The organism is Citrobacter freundii complex sp. CFNIH9 (assembly GCF_002903305.1).
GTDB classification, from domain to species: domain Bacteria; phylum Pseudomonadota; class Gammaproteobacteria; order Enterobacterales; family Enterobacteriaceae; genus Citrobacter; species Citrobacter portucalensis.
The window spans coordinates 4,368,608-4,385,753 of record NZ_CP026238.1; the positions used below are offsets into that span (position 1 = coordinate 4,368,608).

Here is a 17,146-nt window from a genome sequence, read left to right on the forward strand (position 1 = left end):
TGGTCGAAAAAAAAGCCCGCACTGTTTAGGTGCGGGCTTTTTCTTGTGTTTCCTGTACGCGTCAGCCCGCACCGTTACCTGTGGTAATGGTGATGGTTGTGGTAATAGTGATGCTGATGCGTTTCATGATGTTGTGTGCTCTGTAATTATTATCTGTCTGTGCTGTATTCTTTTAGGGTTAAAGTATCTGCTGACCTAAGTCAATAAATTTTTAAATTGATCACATTCCGAAACTTGTTCATGAGCGACTGCTTGCCCTTTTACTTTCAACCAATACAGCATGTTGAGCCCACTTGAACCAAGAACAAAACACTACACAACAAAAATTGTTCGACATTTTATTTTGTGATGTTTTTTTCAATATCATGTAAAAAACGGTGCAACATTGCCGTGTCTCGCTGCCCCAACAGACCCATTCGCTGTTGCAACCAGTCCGTCAGCTTGATGTCGTCAGAAACGTTCAGCGTGGCTAATAAACGCAAAACGCGTGCGCGCAATGCCTGCAGCTGAAGTTCATCCGTCACCTCAACGTTTTTGGCCGGTTGTTGTATTAAACCTGCTAATTGATAGCAATACACCATCACCGCCTGCCCCAAATTGAGTGAAGGATAGTCAGCGACCATCGGTACACCAGTGAGAACATCTGCCAGCGCTAATTCTTCATTGGTCAGCCCCGAATCTTCACGACCAAACACCAGCGCTGCATGTTCCATCCACGTGGATTTCTCCTGTAACAGGGGAACCAGTTCGACCGGGGTGGCGTAATAATGGAACTTCGCCCGGCTACGCGCGGTGGTCGCAACGGTAAAATCAACGTCGTGAAGCGCATCGGCTAACGTTGGAAAAACGTTAATATTATCAATAATGTCGCCAGATCCATGCGCGACCCATCGCGTGGCGGGTTCCAGGTGCGCCTCGCTGTCAACGATACGTAATTGAGTGAATCCCATGGTCTTCATCGCACGGGCAGCCGCACCAATATTTTCCGCTCTGGCAGGGGCAACCAGAATAATTGTTAAACGCATTTCGATACTCTTTTTGGTCAGTCTGCAAGTAATAATGTGACGCACGTCAACATATTACGCAGCGCAAATTTACATTTTTTTAACAGAAATCACTGAAAAAGGATTTCGCATCCGGTAAAAAATGCTAAACTATTTCCAAACTGTACTATTGCTTTTTATGTTAACAAAAGTTGTATATCCCTCTGTTTATCCATGATAATTTATTTTAAAATGGATCGCATTGGTTGGATTCATTACATTTATTAATTAGCTCGTGCAACTAGTTGTAATATTGCAATTTTGTGATGAAAGCAAACATTTGGATACGTTGATTTCATCAAACTGTTAACGTGCTACAATTGAACTTGATATATGTCAACGAAGCGTAGTTTTATTGGGTGTCCGGCATGTCTTAGCCTGTTATGTTGCTGTTAAAATGGTTAGGATGACAGCCGTTTTTGACACTGTCGGGTCCAGAGGGAAACTACCCACGACCAAGCTAATGATGTTGTTGACGTTGATGGAAAGTGCATCAAGAACGCAATTACGTACTTTAGTCATGTTACGCCGATCATGTTAATTTACGGCATGCATCAGGCAGGTCAGGGACTTTTGTACTTCCTGTTTCGATTTAGTTGGCAATTTAGGTAGCAAACATGCAGACCCCGCACATTCTTATCGTTGAAGACGAGTTAGTAACACGCAACACGTTGAAAAGCATTTTCGAAGCAGAAGGCTATGATGTATTCGAAGCGACAGATGGCGCGGAAATGCATCAGATTCTCTCTGAATATGACATCAACCTTGTGATTATGGATATCAATCTGCCTGGGAAAAATGGCCTCCTGTTAGCGCGCGAACTTCGCGAACAAGCTAACGTTGCGCTGATGTTCCTGACGGGCCGTGATAACGAAGTCGATAAAATTCTCGGCCTCGAAATCGGCGCAGACGATTACATCACCAAGCCGTTTAACCCGCGCGAACTGACTATCCGTGCTCGTAACCTGCTGTCCCGTACCATGAACCTGGGTACTGTCAGCGAAGAACGCCGTAGCGTCGAAAGCTACAAGTTCAACGGCTGGGAGCTGGACATTAACAGCCGCTCTCTGATTGGTCCTGACGGCGAGCAGTATAAACTGCCACGCAGCGAATTCCGTGCAATGCTTCACTTCTGTGAGAATCCGGGCAAAATCCAGTCTCGCGCAGAACTGCTGAAAAAAATGACCGGTCGCGAACTGAAGCCGCATGACCGTACCGTTGACGTGACTATCCGCCGCATTCGTAAACATTTCGAATCTACGCCGGATACGCCAGAAATCATCGCCACCATTCACGGTGAAGGCTACCGTTTCTGCGGCGACCTGCAGGATTAATTCAATCCTTACAGGTAAAAAAACGGCGCATTATGCGCCGTTTTTCATTCCCCCACCGCCCTATTTCCATAAGCGAAACTCGTCACTCTGCGCAGGCAGAGGCTCCGGAATTTCTGTCGGCTTTGGTTTTGGCTGTGCCAGCGAGTGCCAGTCAAGATGACGCGTCAGGAACATCACGCCACACAACGCGACCAACAGCACGCCGGTTCCCAGCAGTAAAGAGCTGTCCTGTGAACGTAGCAGCACCCACATCACCCCATCCAACCCCAGCAGCGCCACGGTGAATAAAATACTGTTCCGCCAACTCTGTAATATCGCCTGCAGATACACCCCGTTCATTAACGCGCCTACCAGGCTTGCCGTAATCCACGCCGCCGTAAACCCAATGTGCTCAGACAATGCCAGCAGCAGCAGATAAAACATCACCAGCGATAGCCCCACCAGCAGATACTGCATCGGGTGCAGACGCAGGCTGGTCATACTTTCAAGCACGAAGAAAGACATAAAGGTCAGTACAATCAGCAGGATGGCATACTTGGTAGCCCTGTCCGTTAACTGATACTGATCCGCTGGCGTGGCGACGGCAACGCTAAATGCAGGCATTCCCTTCCAGCCAATCTTTTCGCCATCAAAGCGTTCGCCGAGGTTATTCGCGAACCAGCTGCTTTGCCACTGGGCCTTAAATCCTGATTCGCTGATTTCGCGCTTCGCCGGGAGGAAATCCCCCAGAAAGTTGGGATGCGGCCAGTTGCTGGTTAAAGTCATTTCACTGTTACGGCCAACCGGAACAACGGAGAAATCTCCGGTTCCGCTCAAATTCAACGACAGCGCCATGCTCAGGTTTTGCTCCGCCCAGCTCGCGTCAGGTAGCGGAATGTGGATCCCTTGAGCTCCTCCATCCAGCCCCGTCCCTGGTTCAACGGCCAGCGATTCCCCATTGACCTGCAGCGCTTGCACCACGCCGATCCCGCGCGCATCCCCCACGCCAACCACGATAAACGGTTTGCCGACGCTGACGTTGGGATGGTTTAAATCGCGCAAGCGTTCAGCGTTAAACTCGGCCTTCACCGAGAGGTCATTGTGCCAGACCTGGCCTTCGTAAATACCGATTTTACGCGCTTCAACGTTCTGATTCCCCTCAACCACCAACGACTCCGGCAGCCAGAAATGGATATAGCTGCGCTTACGCTGGATCTGTTTGTCGCCTTCCAGCTCGATATACAGTTCCGTCACCGGGACGGCAATCAGCGGCCCGACCATCTTTTGCGGCCCGCTGGTGCTCTGACGAATAGCATCTTCGACTTCATCACGATAATCCGATCGCTCAACGATTATCTGCCTGACCATCGTCAGTGGAATTAACAGCAATAATATGGCGCCGCCTAAGGTGACGATTTTCCAAAACAGGGGTGATTTAAACATAGCGTTCTCCTTTGCAATATCAGTAAGGTAGAACAGCTATGTGCGGAGAATTTGAAGTTATGTGAAGTGACGGTGAAGCGTAAACGAGGCCTGGGCGCCGCCCTCTGGTCGGTTAGATAATGTCACCGTACCTTCATGCAGTCGTGCAACTTCACTGACAAACGCCAGCCCCAAACCGCTGCTCTTGTGTCCATTCTCGCGGGGCAGCGAGTAGAAGCGCTCAAAAATACGCGGCAACGCAAAATCAGGGATCCCGCTACCGCTGTCGGTAACCTGCAATGTGACCAGCTCCTCCTGCTGATGCGCGCTCAACGTAATCGTCCCGCCCTGTGGCGTGAAGTCGATAGCGTTGTCGAGCAAGTTCCCCAATGCCTGCTCCAGTAACGCGGGATCGGCAGCGACGTTAAGCGATGAAGGCAGAATGGTCAGCGTAATGTTTTTTGCCGCCAGCTGCACGCTACGCGCCTCTTTGAGCTGAGCAAAAAGCGTATCTACCTCCACCGCCGTCAACGTAATGTCCTGTCGATTCTCCAGTCGCGCCTGGCGCAGCAAAGTTTCGACCAGCGCCTGCATACGCGCATTTTGCGTCAGAATATTATCGGTAAAACGCGCTACCACGTTTGGCGGCGGGCCTTCGCGCAATATCTCTGCCGCGCCACGAATAGCCGCCAGCGGACTTTTCAGCTCATGCGTTAACGCGTAGACATACTGCTCAATGTAGTTCTTGCCTTCGAGCTTCAGGCGCATACTTTCCAGCGCCTGCGCCAGTTTGCGTAACTCGCTGCTGCCTAAATCAGGCAGTGGGACGGGGCGATTCTCGGTAACGGAGTCGGCATAACGCGCCAGCCGGGCAATAGATCGGTTTATCCACCATACCATCCCGAAGCCAATCACCAGGGCAATACCCAGCAATACTGCGCTGGCCCATAGCATTCGCCGTTCACTGCGTTTAATCACCGGTGCCATCGCCGCATTTGGTTTGCCGACACTGAGCACGCCGATAATACGCCCACCGTCTACGATCGGCGCGGCAACGTACATCACCGAGCTTTCCGGATCGTTCGGGTTTTGCGGCGTGCTGCGGGCGCCATACTGCCCACGCAGCGTTAACCACACATCGTTCCAGCGGGAGTAGTCCTGACCGACGGCCTGGTTAGCTGAATCAAACAACACCTTGCCCTGCGCGTCCGTCATGTAGACATGGTATTCATTACGCACTTTGTTAATGCCGCTGATGTTGGCGTTAAATGGGCGGTTATGCAGCTGCGCAAATGCCTGCGCCAGCTTGCCGTTAGCCGGTGAGTCAGAGAGCACGTCATCACGCGCCAGTGCAGCCAGCAGCGTGGCGGTATCAATTAAAGTACCTTCGGTCGCCCGACGAACGCCTGGCTTAATTTCCTGCACAAAGATCGACAGAACAAACCAGGCGGCGACCGCGACAATCAGAAAATAGCCGAGCAGCAAACGCATGCCAATGCGCATCAGCAATTCCTCAGGCTGTATCCCATACCGCGATGTGTATTGATGGGGGAAAGCTCCGGATTGATAGCCCGCAGCTTGGCGCGCAGCGTTTTGATGTGAGTATCAACCGTTCTGTCAAAGGTATCCTGCGCGTCTGCCCAGACTAAATCCATCAGCTGCTGGCGAGAGTAAATACGTCCCGGCGACATCAGCAATGTTTTCAGCAGCAGGAATTCATAACGCGTCAGGTTCAACGGCATGCTGAACCAGGTAATCTGCGCGGCCAGCTCATTAAGTTCAAAATCCCCACAGCGTGTCGTCGATGAAGGCGTGGAGAATTTTTGCACCCGCCGCAGCAGCGTACGCACACGAGCGCACACCTCACGCGGCGAGAAAGGCTTGGCAACATAGTCATCTGCGCCAATTTCCAGCCCCAACAGGCGATCCACTTCATCGCTGCGCGCGGTCAGAAATAGGATCGGCAACGCCGGGTGGCGTTCCAGTAAACGTCGGCACAGTTCAAAACCGCTGATATCCGGTAGCCCGACATCCAGAATGATGGCATCAGGGCATTGCTGGCGAGATTTCTCCAGCACGGGAAATCCGCGCTCAAACGCCTCTACGCTAAACCCTTCTTGTTGCAGCATGTAGATAAGCGTATCAGCGATTCCCTGCTCATCCTCAACCAACCAGATCAACGGCTGTTGCATTGTGCTTCCTTGTTATTGCCGCCACGGCATGATGGGTACCGCGCTGATGGCATTTTTGGGCGATCCATCGACCACTTTATCTGAATAGGCCAGATAGGCCAGCGCATTACGTTTCGCATCGTAAAAACGCACGACCTGTAAAGATTTAAACACCAGCGAGGTACGTTTCTTAAATACCACTTCGCCCTGAGCTTTACCGTTCTTGATTCTGTCGCTCAGTTCTACCGGCCCAACCTGCTGGCAAGAGATGGCGGCATCGGAGGTATCTTCCGCCAGCCCCAGTCCACCTTTGATGCCGCCGGTCTTCGCACGACTCACGTAACAGGTCACATTGGTAACATCCGGATCGTCAAACGCTTCGACCACAATTTTATGATCCGGCCCAAACATTTTGAACACCGTATCGACAGATCCAATCTGCTCCGCATGGGCGACCTGCGCCAACATCAGCAGAATTGAGGAAATGACTAAGCTCTTATATTTCATATTGTTACCATTCTTAAAAGTTGTTCTGCGTAATTATTAAACATTCTAAGATAAAATGTATACAGATCACAGGATTACAATAATCACGCTTTCGTATGTCCGAAAAAAGCACTTATGAGCAAAAAAAACACTGAATGCTAAAACAGCAAAAAATGCTATTATCCTCATACCTGACGTCAGGTACTCGTTGTTGAAAGGATGAGGATATTTTATGGATCAGGCTGGCATTATTCGCGACCTATTAATCTGGCTGGAAGGTCATCTGGATCAGCCTTTGTCGCTTGACAATGTGGCGGCAAAAGCGGGCTATTCCAAGTGGCACCTGCAGAGAATGTTTAAGGACGTGACGGGCCATGCTATTGGCGCCTATATCCGCGCCCGTCGTTTATCGAAATCCGCAGTGGCGCTGCGCCTGACTGCGCGTCCAATTTTGGATATTGCGCTGCAATATCGCTTCGACTCTCAACAAACTTTTACTCGCGCATTCAAGAAACAATTTTCGCAGACACCAGCGCTGTATCGCCGTTCACCGGAATGGAGTGCATTCGGTATTCGCCCGCCAATGCGACTGGGTGAATTTGCAATGCCTGCGCACGAGTTTGTCACCCTGGAAGATACGCAACTGCTCGGCACCACGCAAAGCTATTCCTGCTCGCTGGAACAGATTTCAGATTTCCGTCATGAAATGCGTATTCAGTTCTGGCGCGACTTCCTTGCTCAGGCTCCGGCGATCCCGCCAGTGCTGTACGGGCTTAACGAAACGCGTCCGAGCATTGAAAAAGACGACGAACAGGAAGTGTTTTACACCACAGCACTGACGCCGGAACAGGCCAATGGCTATGTGCCGTCGGCGCAGCCTATCCTGTTACAGGGTGGCGAGTATGTGATGTTTACCTACGAAGGGCTGGGAACCGGCGTGCAAGAGTTTATCCTGACGGTTTACGGCACATGCATGCCGATGCTGAACCTGACGCGCCGTAAAGGACAGGATATCGAGCGATACTACCCGGCAGAAGATGCCAAAGCGGGGGATCGCCCGATCAACCTGCGCTGCGAATTCCTGATTCCGATTCGCCGCTAGCGCTGTAGTTCATCCAACGCAGGGGCGTCCAGATGTGAGATGTCCCCTGCCGTTTCAACGACCCATCCCGGCGCCAGCCATAAGCTTTCCTGGTAATCAACGCGAGAAATTGAACAGTTGCGCAGACGCAAGCGACGTTCAGCCCATGCCGGTAATCCCAGAATTGTGCTCACCAGGCAACCCAGCGCGATACCGTGGCTGACCAGCAGTGGACGACTTCCCGGCGGCAGCTCCAGACAGGATGCCAGCGCCGCATTGACGCGATCGCTCAGCTCCTGCATCGATTCCCCTTCCGGAATACGACCATCCACCGTGCCGTTCACCAACTGGCGACGCCAGCCCTCTTCCTCTGGCGTCAGCGTATCGATGTGACGTTTTTCCAGCACCCCCATATTCAGCTCACGCAGACGAGAATCATAGGTGATATCACAGCCGCAGGCCTGGGCGATGATTTCTGCGGTGCGTCGTGTACGACCAAGATCGCTACTGATGACATGCGTAATACCAAACGAGCGGGCGCGTTCTCCCACCTGCATGGCTTGTTGTTCACCTTTAGCGGTTAGTGGGCTGTCTGACTGGCCTTGAATACGTCGCTCGGCGTTCCACTGCGTTTCGCCATGGCGAACAAGGTATACCTGTAACATGCTTTTTTTCCGTTATATACTCGTCATACTTTGAGTAGACTCTGCGATGAATTTTCAAACTGAGCTTAATTATGCACAAGGTTATCTCTGCGACCACCAATCCTGCCAAAATTCAGGCAATTCTGCGGGCATTTGAAGAGATTTTCGGGGAAGGATCCTGCCATATTGAACCCGTCGCCGTCGAGAGTGGCGTGCCGGAACAACCTTTCGGAAACCAGGAAACGCGCACTGGCGCACGAAATCGCGTTGATAACGCTCGCCGCCTGCACCCGCAGGCTGATTTCTGGGTCGCCATTGAAGCAGGAATTGACGACGATGCCACCTTTAGTTGGGTGGTGATTGATAACGGCATTCAGCGCGGTGAAGCCCGTTCAGCCACGCTGCCATTGCCGACTGTCATTCTCGACAGAGTCCGCAAAGGTGAAGCACTCGGCCCGGTGATGTCGGACTATACGGGTATTGATGAAATTGGCCGTAAAGAAGGCGCAATCGGCGTTTTTACCGCGGGCAAGCTGACGCGCTCAAGCGTCTATCACCAGGCGGTGATTCTGGCGCTCAGCCCGTTTCATAACGCGATATACGATGAGTCATTGTAATTTGTAGGCCTGATAAGCGTAGCGCCATCAGGCAAGCAGCGCGCACCATTGCCGGATGGCGGCTTCGCCTTATCCGGCCTACGAGAGAATCAGACACTTTTTAGCAGTACCTGCTCCAGCCACTGACGCAAATCCACCGGTGCGGATTTGAGGCTGTTCGACCCCCGCGTAATAGTGGCAATCCCCGCCCCAAGCTCGTTTTTAAGCTCACGCTGGCTCATCTCGCCGCGCAGCAGCTCTTCAATGATACGCACACGCGTGCCCAACGCTTCACGCTCATCCGGCGTTAACATCAAATTGAGCAGCGGCAGGTGTAAATCTTGTTCATAGGCGTGTTTAAGCAGATCGACAAAACGTAACCACTCCTGGTGACGTTGTTCTGCCATCTCTGCTGAATAGGGTGATTGCTGAGTCATAAGATATCGCCATCGTTGCGGGGGAAGCGTGCTTGCTTCCCCCTTTTGTACTCTTTAACGAGTACGATAGCATAACACAATCGACACGATCAGTAACGACGTTGCCATTCTGCGTCGCTCATCAACTCCGGTTTATCGCCGAGGAAATAGCGATAGTACGCATCATAAGCCAGCACATTCTTCACGTAACCACGCGTCTCTGAGAATGGAATACTTTCGACAAACGCCACAGCATCAATGCGGCCAGCGCTATTGCCAAGCCAGGTGCGAACGCGTCCCGGACCGGCGTTATAGGCTGCCGACGCAAAGATGCGGTTATTGCCGAATTGCTGATATACGTACTGCAAATAGCTGGTACCAATGTTGATGTTGGTATCAGGATCCAGTAGCTGGCTCGGACTGCTGTAACCTGGAATCGAGAACATTTTCACCGTATGCGTCGCCGTGCCCGGCATAATCTGCATCAGCCCGCTGGCGCCGACCGGTGATTTCACTTTCGGGTTCCAGGCGCTTTCCTGACGCGCTATCGCCATCGCATAACTTGGTTGAATATCCTTGCCGCTGGTGTAACGGGTAAACAGATCTTTATAGGCCAATGGGAAGCGCTCTTCCAGATGATCCCACAGCTTACCGGCGATCGTCGCCTGAACGCTCAGATCCCACCAGTGATTGTTGAACGCGTAACGCGCCAACTGAGCCTGCTCGGACTTGGTACGGCTGGTAACCAGATTAGCCCATTCACTGCGCGCGGTATTATCCATGTTCCAGTACATTAGCTCGCGTACGCGTGCCATTTCTGGCCCCTGAGTCAGCGCAGAATCAACGTTCGCTGGCGCTTTATCCACTTTCAGCTCGTACTCTTCGCCCAGGCGCTGTGCCGCCACCATCGGATAGAAACCACGCTGCTGCATGAGCTGGTGCAGGATCTCTTTGGCTTCCGCATCACGTCCGCGCTCCAGCAGCAGATCAGCCTGCCAGTAGCGCCACTCGTCTTTTTCTTTTGCTTCCATTGGCAGACGTGCCAACCAGGTATTCAGGCCACGACGATCGCCGGTTCCCAGCGCCATGCGCACGCGACGCTCCACAAGCGAGGTGGAATTAGAGCGCATAATCGCATCATCACGCCATTTGGCCTGCTCGTCGGTGACGTCATTGCCCATCAGGCGCCAGGCAACAATGTCGCGCAGCTCCTGGGTTTGCTCGTCATTAAGCTGTTGCGCCTGCACCAGGGACGGGATCATCAGGCGGGCGTTTTCCACATCCTGACGCGCCACGCTGGCAAAGGCGACCGCCGCCATCTGTCGGGTGAAATCCGTGGCGCCGGTGGTACGTGCAAAAGTCATCACCGAATTCGGATCGTTGGCCAGCGAGATGATCGCAGAGGCAATGGTTTGGTATTGCGCGGGCATCTGCCCGGCCAGCGCCGTCACCAGACCGGTATTCCCGGCTTTCATCGCCAGACGAATACGCTCCAGATACGCCAGCGGATCCTGAGTGCCTGAGGCGCGCCATACGCCAAATAATTTGTCACAGGCATTCGGCTGACTTTTCCCGGTCAACCACAGCTCTTTCGCGCCCTGCCAGGCTTCTTCGGTTTGCCCGGTACTCCATTTCGCGAAGTAATAGTTACATTGCGCTTCCGTGGTACCCGGTTTTTCCGGGCTGAACGCCAGCAGTCCGCGCCAGTCTTCGCGGCGCGCCAGTTCATTCACGAAACGCGATTGCAGCGTACGCGCAGGGGGCAGTGTCGGATTGGCACGCACAAAATTGGTAACGGTAATGGTGGGCTGATTCATCAGATCGTCAGTGATCTGACGATATTCCAGATACGGGTACAGAGGATAGTTCTTCAGGCCGGGCATCATCTGCTCTACGACATCCATCTGTCGGTTGTCCCAGGCTTGCTTGATTTGCGCATAACGATTGCGCTGCTCATCCAGGGAGTCGGCTCGCGCCACCTGACTGACCGTCAGCAGACATACGCTGGCTGCCAGCAGGCGCCAGGTAAATTGATTGGCTTTGTCCACAAGCTCTTCCTCTTCTCATGTTACGTCTGTGCAGCATCATGCCGCTTAATTAATTCATGCTAACCAGACATTGCAGAATGCGCCACGTCACGGACACTTTTTTACTTTTGTTGCGAGTGAGATCTGCTGGCTGGGATTGGGCAATGAAAAAGGCTACACTTCGCCTTTGAAAACTCTATTCATCACTATAAAAGAGGCGAAGTCCACGTGGCTCAATTCGTTTATACCATGCATCGTGTCGGCAAAGTCGTTCCGCCGAAACGTCATATTCTTAAAAACATCTCACTGAGCTTCTTCCCTGGCGCCAAAATCGGTGTTCTCGGTCTGAACGGTGCGGGTAAATCTACCCTGCTGCGCATCATGGCCGGTATTGATACCGATATCGAAGGTGAAGCTCGCCCACAGCCAGGCATTAAAATCGGTTACCTGCCGCAGGAACCAAAACTGAACCCAGAACATACCGTTCGTGAATCCGTTGAAGAAGCGGTTGCCGAAGTGGTTAGTGCACTGAAAGGTCTGGATGAAGTTTACGCCAAGTACGCCGAGCCGGACGCCGACTTCGATAAACTGGCCGCACAACAGGGCAAGTTTGAAGAAATTATCCAGGCGCACGACGGCCATAACCTGAACGTGCAGCTTGAGCGTGCCGCTGACGCCCTGCGTCTGCCGGACTGGGACGCTAAAATTGAGAATCTCTCCGGTGGTGAACGCCGCCGCGTTGCGCTGTGCCGCCTGCTGCTGGAAAAACCAGACATGCTGCTGCTCGACGAACCGACCAACCACCTGGATGCGGAATCCGTCGCGTGGCTGGAACGCTTCCTGCACGACTTCGAAGGCACCGTAGTGGCGATTACCCACGACCGTTACTTCCTCGACAACGTTGCAGGCTGGATCCTGGAGCTGGACCGTGGTGAAGGTATTCCGTGGGAAGGTAACTACTCTTCCTGGCTGGAGCAGAAAGATCAGCGTCTGGCCCAGGAAGCCTCTCAGGAAGCGGCTCGCCGTAAATCCATTGAGAAAGAGCTGGAGTGGGTACGTCAGGGCGCTAAAGGTCGTCAGTCTAAGGGCAAAGCCCGTCTGGCACGCTTTGAAGAGCTGAACAACACCGAATACCAGAAACGTAACGAAACCAACGAACTGTTTATTCCACCTGGAGCACGTCTGGGCGATAAAGTCGTTGAAGTCACCAATCTGCGTAAATCCTACGGCGATCGCGTTCTGATCGACGATCTGACTTTCTCCGTACCGAAAGGCGCAATTGTCGGCATCATCGGTCCGAACGGCGCGGGTAAATCTACCCTGTTCCGTATGATGTCCGGTCAGGAACAGCCTGACAGCGGCACCATCACGCTGGGTGAAACCGTCAAACTGGCCTCCGTTGACCAGTTCCGTGACGCCATGGACAACAGCAAAACCGTGTGGGAAGAAGTTTCCGGCGGGCTGGATATCATGCGAATCGGCAACACCGAGATGCCAAGCCGTGCCTACGTGGGCCGCTTCAACTTCAAAGGTGTGGATCAGGGCAAACGCGTCGGCGAGCTGTCCGGTGGTGAGCGTGGTCGTCTGCACCTGGCGAAGCTGCTGCAGGTTGGCGGCAACATGCTGCTGCTCGATGAACCAACCAACGACCTGGATATCGAAACCCTGCGCGCGCTGGAAAACGCCCTGCTGGAATTCCCGGGCTGCGCGATGGTTATCTCGCACGACCGTTGGTTCCTCGACCGTATCGCCACCCACATTCTGGATTACCAGGATGAAGGTAAGGTTGAGTTCTTCGAAGGTAACTTTACCGAATACGAAGAGTACAAAAAACGTACGCTGGGCGCCGATGCGCTGGAGCCGAAACGTATTAAGTACAAGCGTATTTCTAAGTAATTAGCGTTAAGTGCCGGATGGCGGCGTTACGCCTTATCCGGCCTACGAGGTTAGTGCGACTTGTAGGTCGGATAAGCGCAGCGCCATCCTGTCTACGAGGTTAGTGCGACTTGTAGGCCGGATAAGCGCAGAGCCATCCTGTCTATGAGGTTAGTGCGACTTGTAGGCCGGACAAGCGCAGCGCCATCCTGTCTATGAGGTTAGTGCGACTTGTAGGCCGGATAAGCGCAGCGCATCCGGCATTAAAACCTAACGCTGCTCGCCCATCAACTCTTTCACCAGCTCCACGCAGCGCAGGAAGCGACCGTCGTAGTCAGGCTCCTGTACGTGCACGAAATTGATATTGTTTTCCTGCAGCATCTCGACCAGCAGCGTCTGAAACGCTTTTCTGTCAACTGAGCTTCCAAGGCTGCGTAAGCCATCCGCCACCCACGGGGTGTTGTTTTCCAACAGGATCACCAGGTCAAAGCGATACTCATCAATAAGCGCTTGCACAAACGGGTGTTCACGCCCTTCATACTTTTTACAGAAGGCCTGAGTGGTCACGAAATCGGTGTCGATGAACGCCACTTTATTGGCGTACTTAACAGCAAAATCAATGTATTGCGCTTGTCCTAAGGCGATTTTATCGTAGTCAGAATACTGCAACGCCATCTCATCGCCGCCCAAATGGGAGAAGACATAATCACGCCCGTATTCCCACGCACTGGTGGTATTAAAAATATTGGCGAGCTTGTTCACCAGCGTCGATTTACCGCTCGACTCCCCGCCGAGGATCGCCACGGTGCGCACGAAAAACGGCTTCACTTCGGTCGGAATATACTCCCAGTAGCGAAACGGGTTCTCACGGATTTGCCCACCGCTGATGCTCATAAACGTCCGCTTAGGATCCACCAGCACGGTTTCGATCCCCAGATGTTCGAGATACTGCGGGGCATCTGATTCTTCAGAGGTGTAGATCCAGTTAGGCTGGATCCCTTTCTCCTGCATAAACGTTTTGATCCCGTTGCTCCACACGTCCCAGCCGTGCGGATACGGCTCCATGCCTTCTTCGTTGAAGGCATGAATACGGATATTTTTCTGATACTTAAAGGTTTGCAGCAGCCAGCGTAAACGATCGGGCACCGTAGGCTGTTGCGACATGGCACTGTCTTCAAACAGGCTGCGATCGCGCGTGTCGTCATAACCCATGATGATATGCAGTTCATCGACCTGACTACAGGCGCGCTGGATAAGATAGATATGGCCGGTGTGCAGCGGATAAAACTTGCCGAATACCACACCGATATTTTTCTGCTGACGCGGAAACTCCAGACCGAGAAAGCGGTGCAACGCCTCCAGCTTCTGCGCGCTGGGGCTTTTGATTTTGGCATTCAGCAGTTGGCTTAGGTATCCCTTGGTCATGCCACTGGCATCCGCCACCTGTTGCAGGGTACAGCCCTTTTGCTTTATGGCGGTTTTCAGATATTCAAATGACACAAGAGCCTCCTGCTGGAAAAATCGCGTAACACTGCCTGATGGCGCTTCGCTTATCAGGCCTACAAAATCGGTACGTACAGGTATTTGATTATAGGTCGTCAAACACGCTTAACGCATCCGCAAGCTTCTTAACGCCAAAGACCTGCATGCCTTCCGGTACTTTTTTCGGTACGTTAGCGGCAGGGACAATCGCCCGGCGAAAGCCGTGCTTCGCCGCTTCCGAAATACGCTCCTGCCCGCTGGGTACCGGACGGATTTCGCCCGCCAACCCCACTTCGCCAAAGACAACTAAATCCTGTGGCAGCGGTCTGTCACGCAGGCTGGAGACCATTGCCAGCAGCAACGCCAGGTCGGCGCTGGTTTCGGTGACTTTTACGCCGCCGACTACGTTAACAAACACGTCCTGATCCGCCATCTGCAAGCCACCGTGACGATGCAGCACCGCCAGCAGAATCGCCAGACGGTTCTGTTCCAGACCGACCGCCACGCGACGCGGGTTCGCCATCATTGAGTGATCGACCAGCGCCTGAATCTCTACCAGCAGCGGGCGCGTACCTTCCCAGACCACCATCACCGAACTGCCGGAGGTGACCTCATCGCCACGGCTTAAGAAGATAGCGGAAGGGTTGCTGACTTCACGCAGGCCCTGTTCGGTCATGGCAAAGACGCCCAGCTCATTCACCGCACCAAAACGGTTTTTATGGCTACGCAGAGTACGGAAACGAGAATCGGCGTCACCGTCGAGCAGTACCGAACAGTCAATACAGTGCTCCAGCACCTTCGGCCCGGCCAGCGAGCCGTCTTTGGTGACGTGGCCGACCATGACAATCGCCACGCCGCGCGTTTTGGCAAAGCGCGTCAGGTAAGCCGCCGTTTCACGCACCTGCGCCACGCTGCCCGGCGAAGACTGAATATCCGCCATGTGCATTACCTGAATGGAGTCGATCACCATCAGCTTCGGCTGTTCTTCTTCGGCAATCAGGCAAATTTGTTCGATACTGGTTTCCGACAGCATATTCAGATTCGCTGTCGGCAAACCGAGCCGGTGCGCACGCATCGCCACCTGCTGCAGTGACTCTTCACCGGTGACGTACAGAGTTTTCATCTGCTCAGCGAGCTTGCACAGCGTTTGCAGCAGCAGCGTTGATTTCCCCGCGCCGGGGTTACCGCCAATCAGAATAGCGCTGCCGGGTACCACACCACCGCCCAGCACGCGGTCAAACTCTTTAAATCCAGTGGAAAAACGCGGCAGTTCTTCAAGGCTGATGTCAGACAGCTTCTGCACTTTTGCCACGCCCGCATTCCCGGCATAGCCACTGAGCCGCTCGTTACGCGCCACCGTTGGCGATGCGGCAAGGCGCACCTCGGTAATGGTATTCCAGGCCTGACAGGCGCTGCATTGCCCCTGCCAGCGCGGGTAATCGGCCCCGCATTCATTACAAACAAAGGCGCGTTTTGGAGCTTTGGCCACGTTTTACCTCTTTCGTTAACGCTTTTGCCGGATGGCGCAGGCGCTTATCCGGCATACGGACACCCTGCCATCAGGCAATTTAATCATTTCTGGTTCATGCTGCCGGAGAGAATGCAGAACACGCCCATCAGGTCAGCGTGGCGGATAGTAATCTCCGTCTTTTCATTCACTTTCGGTTTAGCATGATACGCAATACCCAGCCCGGCCGTTTTGATCATCGGCAGATCGTTAGCACCGTCGCCGATCGCCACCGTCTGCGCCATCGGGATCTCATATTCTTGTGCCAGGCGGGTCAGGGTATTGGCTTTGTACTGGGCATCGACGATATCGCCGATCACGTTGCCGGTAAATTTACCGTCCATGATCTCCAGCTCGTTTGCCACAGCCGCCGTCAGACGCAGTTTATTACGCAGGTAATCGGCAAAGAAGGTAAAGCCGCCAGAGGCAATAGCCACTTTCCAGCCGAGCGTCTCCAGTTTTAACACCAGCTGTGTCAGGCCTGGCATCAGCGGTAGCGTTTCGCGCACCTGGTGCAGAATATTGGCATCAGCACCCTTCAGCGTCGCCACGCGACTACGCAGGCTGGCGGTAAAGTCCAGTTCGCCGCGCATTGCGCGTTCCGTGACTTCCGCAACCATCTCACCGGTTCCAGCCAGTTTAGCAATTTCATCAATGCATTCGATCTGGATTGCCGTTGAGTCCATGTCCATCACCAGTAAACCCGGTGTGCGCAGATGCGGAATTTTGCCTAACGGGGCAACATCCAGTTTGGCATCATGCGCCAGTTTTGCCGCGCGCGGCGTTAACGAACCCGCAAGGCGAATCACCTGATAATCCTCGACGCACCAGGCAGCAACAATCACCATCGCTGCACCCAGTTTGCTCTGGTATTGCGTTAAACGTTGTTTATCCAGCCCACGACCGTACAGCAGCCAGCCACTGCGGCCCGCGTGGTAGTCCAGCGGCATGACTTCATCGCCACTTAAAGAGAGAGGCAGACCTGGCCACAGAGAAACATCTTCAGGTAGATCGCACCAGGTTATGTTAGGCATTAAAGCTCCTGTAAAATCGTTCGGGTCGGAATCATCAGGGGAAAATAAC

17 protein-coding genes and 1 other annotated feature are annotated in these 17,146 nt (G+C 53.2%); of the genes, 4 read left to right on the forward strand and 13 right to left on the reverse strand.

Annotation, left to right across the window (positions count from 1 at the left end; translation table 11 throughout):
• Positions 1-5: 5 nt before the first annotated feature.
• Positions 6-132, reverse strand: a sequence feature (Thr leader region).
• The 3 genes from thrL to yjjY form a co-directional block, all read right to left on the reverse strand.
• Positions 62-127: a thr operon leader peptide gene (gene thrL / locus C2U43_RS22080; protein ID WP_032337689.1), complete on the reverse strand. Its 66-nt coding sequence runs from the start codon at positions 125-127 to the stop codon at positions 62-64. Its footprint overlaps the feature before it by 66 nt.
• Positions 133-338: 206 nt before the next feature.
• Positions 339-1,025, reverse strand: a complete 687-nt coding sequence (locus C2U43_RS22085; RefSeq protein WP_003829762.1) for a tRNA/rRNA methyltransferase — start codon at positions 1,023-1,025, stop codon at positions 339-341.
• Between the two features lie 399 nt (positions 1,026-1,424).
• On the reverse strand, positions 1,425-1,565 hold the full coding sequence (gene yjjY, locus C2U43_RS22090) for a protein YjjY (protein WP_042998021.1): 141 nt from the start codon (positions 1,563-1,565) through the stop codon (positions 1,425-1,427).
• 95 nt (positions 1,566-1,660) lie between these two features.
• Here yjjY and arcA point away from each other — a divergent pair, with 95 nt between their 5' ends.
• Positions 1,661-2,377, forward strand: coding sequence for a two-component system response regulator ArcA (gene arcA, locus C2U43_RS22095; protein WP_001194359.1), 717 nt, complete (start codon positions 1,661-1,663; stop codon positions 2,375-2,377).
• A gap of 60 nt (positions 2,378-2,437) precedes the next feature.
• Here the strand turns inward: arcA and creD are convergent, their stop codons facing one another.
• The 4 genes from creD to creA are packed head-to-tail and all read right to left on the reverse strand — an operon-like array spanning position 2,438 to position 6,456.
• Entirely contained in the window at positions 2,438-3,799 is a 1,362-nt protein-coding gene (gene creD, locus C2U43_RS22100) for a cell envelope integrity protein CreD (protein WP_048214982.1), read from the reverse strand.
• A 57-nt stretch (positions 3,800-3,856) separates the two neighbouring features.
• On the reverse strand, positions 3,857-5,281 hold the full coding sequence (gene creC / locus C2U43_RS22105; protein ID WP_103285791.1) for a two-component system sensor histidine kinase CreC: 1,425 nt from the start codon (positions 5,279-5,281) through the stop codon (positions 3,857-3,859).
• Complete coding sequence (creB, locus tag C2U43_RS22110) at positions 5,281-5,970, reverse strand: two-component system response regulator CreB (protein WP_048214984.1); 690 nt, start codon at positions 5,968-5,970, stop codon at positions 5,281-5,283. The genes creC and creB overlap by 1 nt, the downstream gene beginning before the upstream one ends.
• Before the next feature lie 12 nt (positions 5,971-5,982).
• Complete coding sequence (creA, locus tag C2U43_RS22115; RefSeq protein ID WP_003018998.1) at positions 5,983-6,456, reverse strand: protein CreA; 474 nt, start codon at positions 6,454-6,456, stop codon at positions 5,983-5,985.
• Positions 6,457-6,667: 211 nt separating this feature from the next.
• Here creA and robA point away from each other — a divergent pair, with 211 nt between their 5' ends.
• Complete coding sequence (gene robA / locus C2U43_RS22120) at positions 6,668-7,537, forward strand: MDR efflux pump AcrAB transcriptional activator RobA (RefSeq protein ID WP_048214985.1); 870 nt, start codon at positions 6,668-6,670, stop codon at positions 7,535-7,537.
• Here the strand turns inward: robA and gpmB are convergent.
• A complete protein-coding gene (gpmB, locus tag C2U43_RS22125; protein WP_003019006.1) occupies positions 7,534-8,181 on the reverse strand; it encodes a 2,3-diphosphoglycerate-dependent phosphoglycerate mutase GpmB in 648 nt (215 codons plus the stop codon). The two genes, robA and gpmB, sit on opposite strands and share 4 nt — an antisense overlap.
• 71 nt (positions 8,182-8,252) lie before the next feature.
• On the opposite strand from gpmB, the gene yjjX reads away from it, so the two are divergent.
• Entirely contained in the window at positions 8,253-8,777 is a 525-nt protein-coding gene (gene yjjX / locus C2U43_RS22130) for an inosine/xanthosine triphosphatase (RefSeq protein WP_057067005.1), read from the forward strand.
• Positions 8,778-8,866: 89 nt separating this feature from the next.
• Here yjjX and trpR read toward each other — a convergent pair whose 3' ends face one another.
• Together trpR and sltY are read right to left on the reverse strand one after the other, a co-directional pair.
• The gene (gene trpR, locus C2U43_RS22135) at positions 8,867-9,193 is read right to left on the reverse strand and encodes a trp operon repressor (protein WP_032934222.1); all 327 of its coding nucleotides are present in this window, start codon (positions 9,191-9,193) and stop codon (positions 8,867-8,869) included.
• An 89-nt stretch (positions 9,194-9,282) separates the two neighbouring features.
• Complete coding sequence (sltY, locus tag C2U43_RS22140; protein WP_057067007.1) at positions 9,283-11,220, reverse strand: murein transglycosylase; 1,938 nt, start codon at positions 11,218-11,220, stop codon at positions 9,283-9,285.
• 207 nt (positions 11,221-11,427) lie between these two features.
• Between sltY and ettA the strand changes: the two genes are divergently transcribed.
• Positions 11,428-13,095, forward strand: a complete 1,668-nt coding sequence (ettA, locus tag C2U43_RS22150; protein ID WP_032942320.1) for an energy-dependent translational throttle protein EttA — start codon at positions 11,428-11,430, stop codon at positions 13,093-13,095.
• Positions 13,096-13,344: 249 nt separating this feature from the next.
• Here the strand turns inward: ettA and nadR are convergent, their stop codons facing one another.
• The 3 genes from nadR to serB all read right to left on the reverse strand — a co-directional run bounded on the left by nadR (position 13,345) and on the right by serB (position 17,097).
• On the reverse strand, positions 13,345-14,574 hold the full coding sequence (gene nadR / locus C2U43_RS22155) for a multifunctional transcriptional regulator/nicotinamide-nucleotide adenylyltransferase/ribosylnicotinamide kinase NadR (protein ID WP_003829942.1): 1,230 nt from the start codon (positions 14,572-14,574) through the stop codon (positions 13,345-13,347).
• An 88-nt stretch (positions 14,575-14,662) separates the two neighbouring features.
• Entirely contained in the window at positions 14,663-16,045 is a 1,383-nt protein-coding gene (gene radA, locus C2U43_RS22160; RefSeq protein WP_003829944.1) for a DNA repair protein RadA, read from the reverse strand.
• An 83-nt stretch (positions 16,046-16,128) separates the two neighbouring features.
• Positions 16,129-17,097 (reverse strand): phosphoserine phosphatase, encoded by a 969-nt coding sequence (serB, locus tag C2U43_RS22165; protein ID WP_003829946.1) that lies wholly within the window; start codon positions 17,095-17,097, stop codon positions 16,129-16,131.
• Between the last annotated feature and the right edge of the window lie 49 nt (positions 17,098-17,146).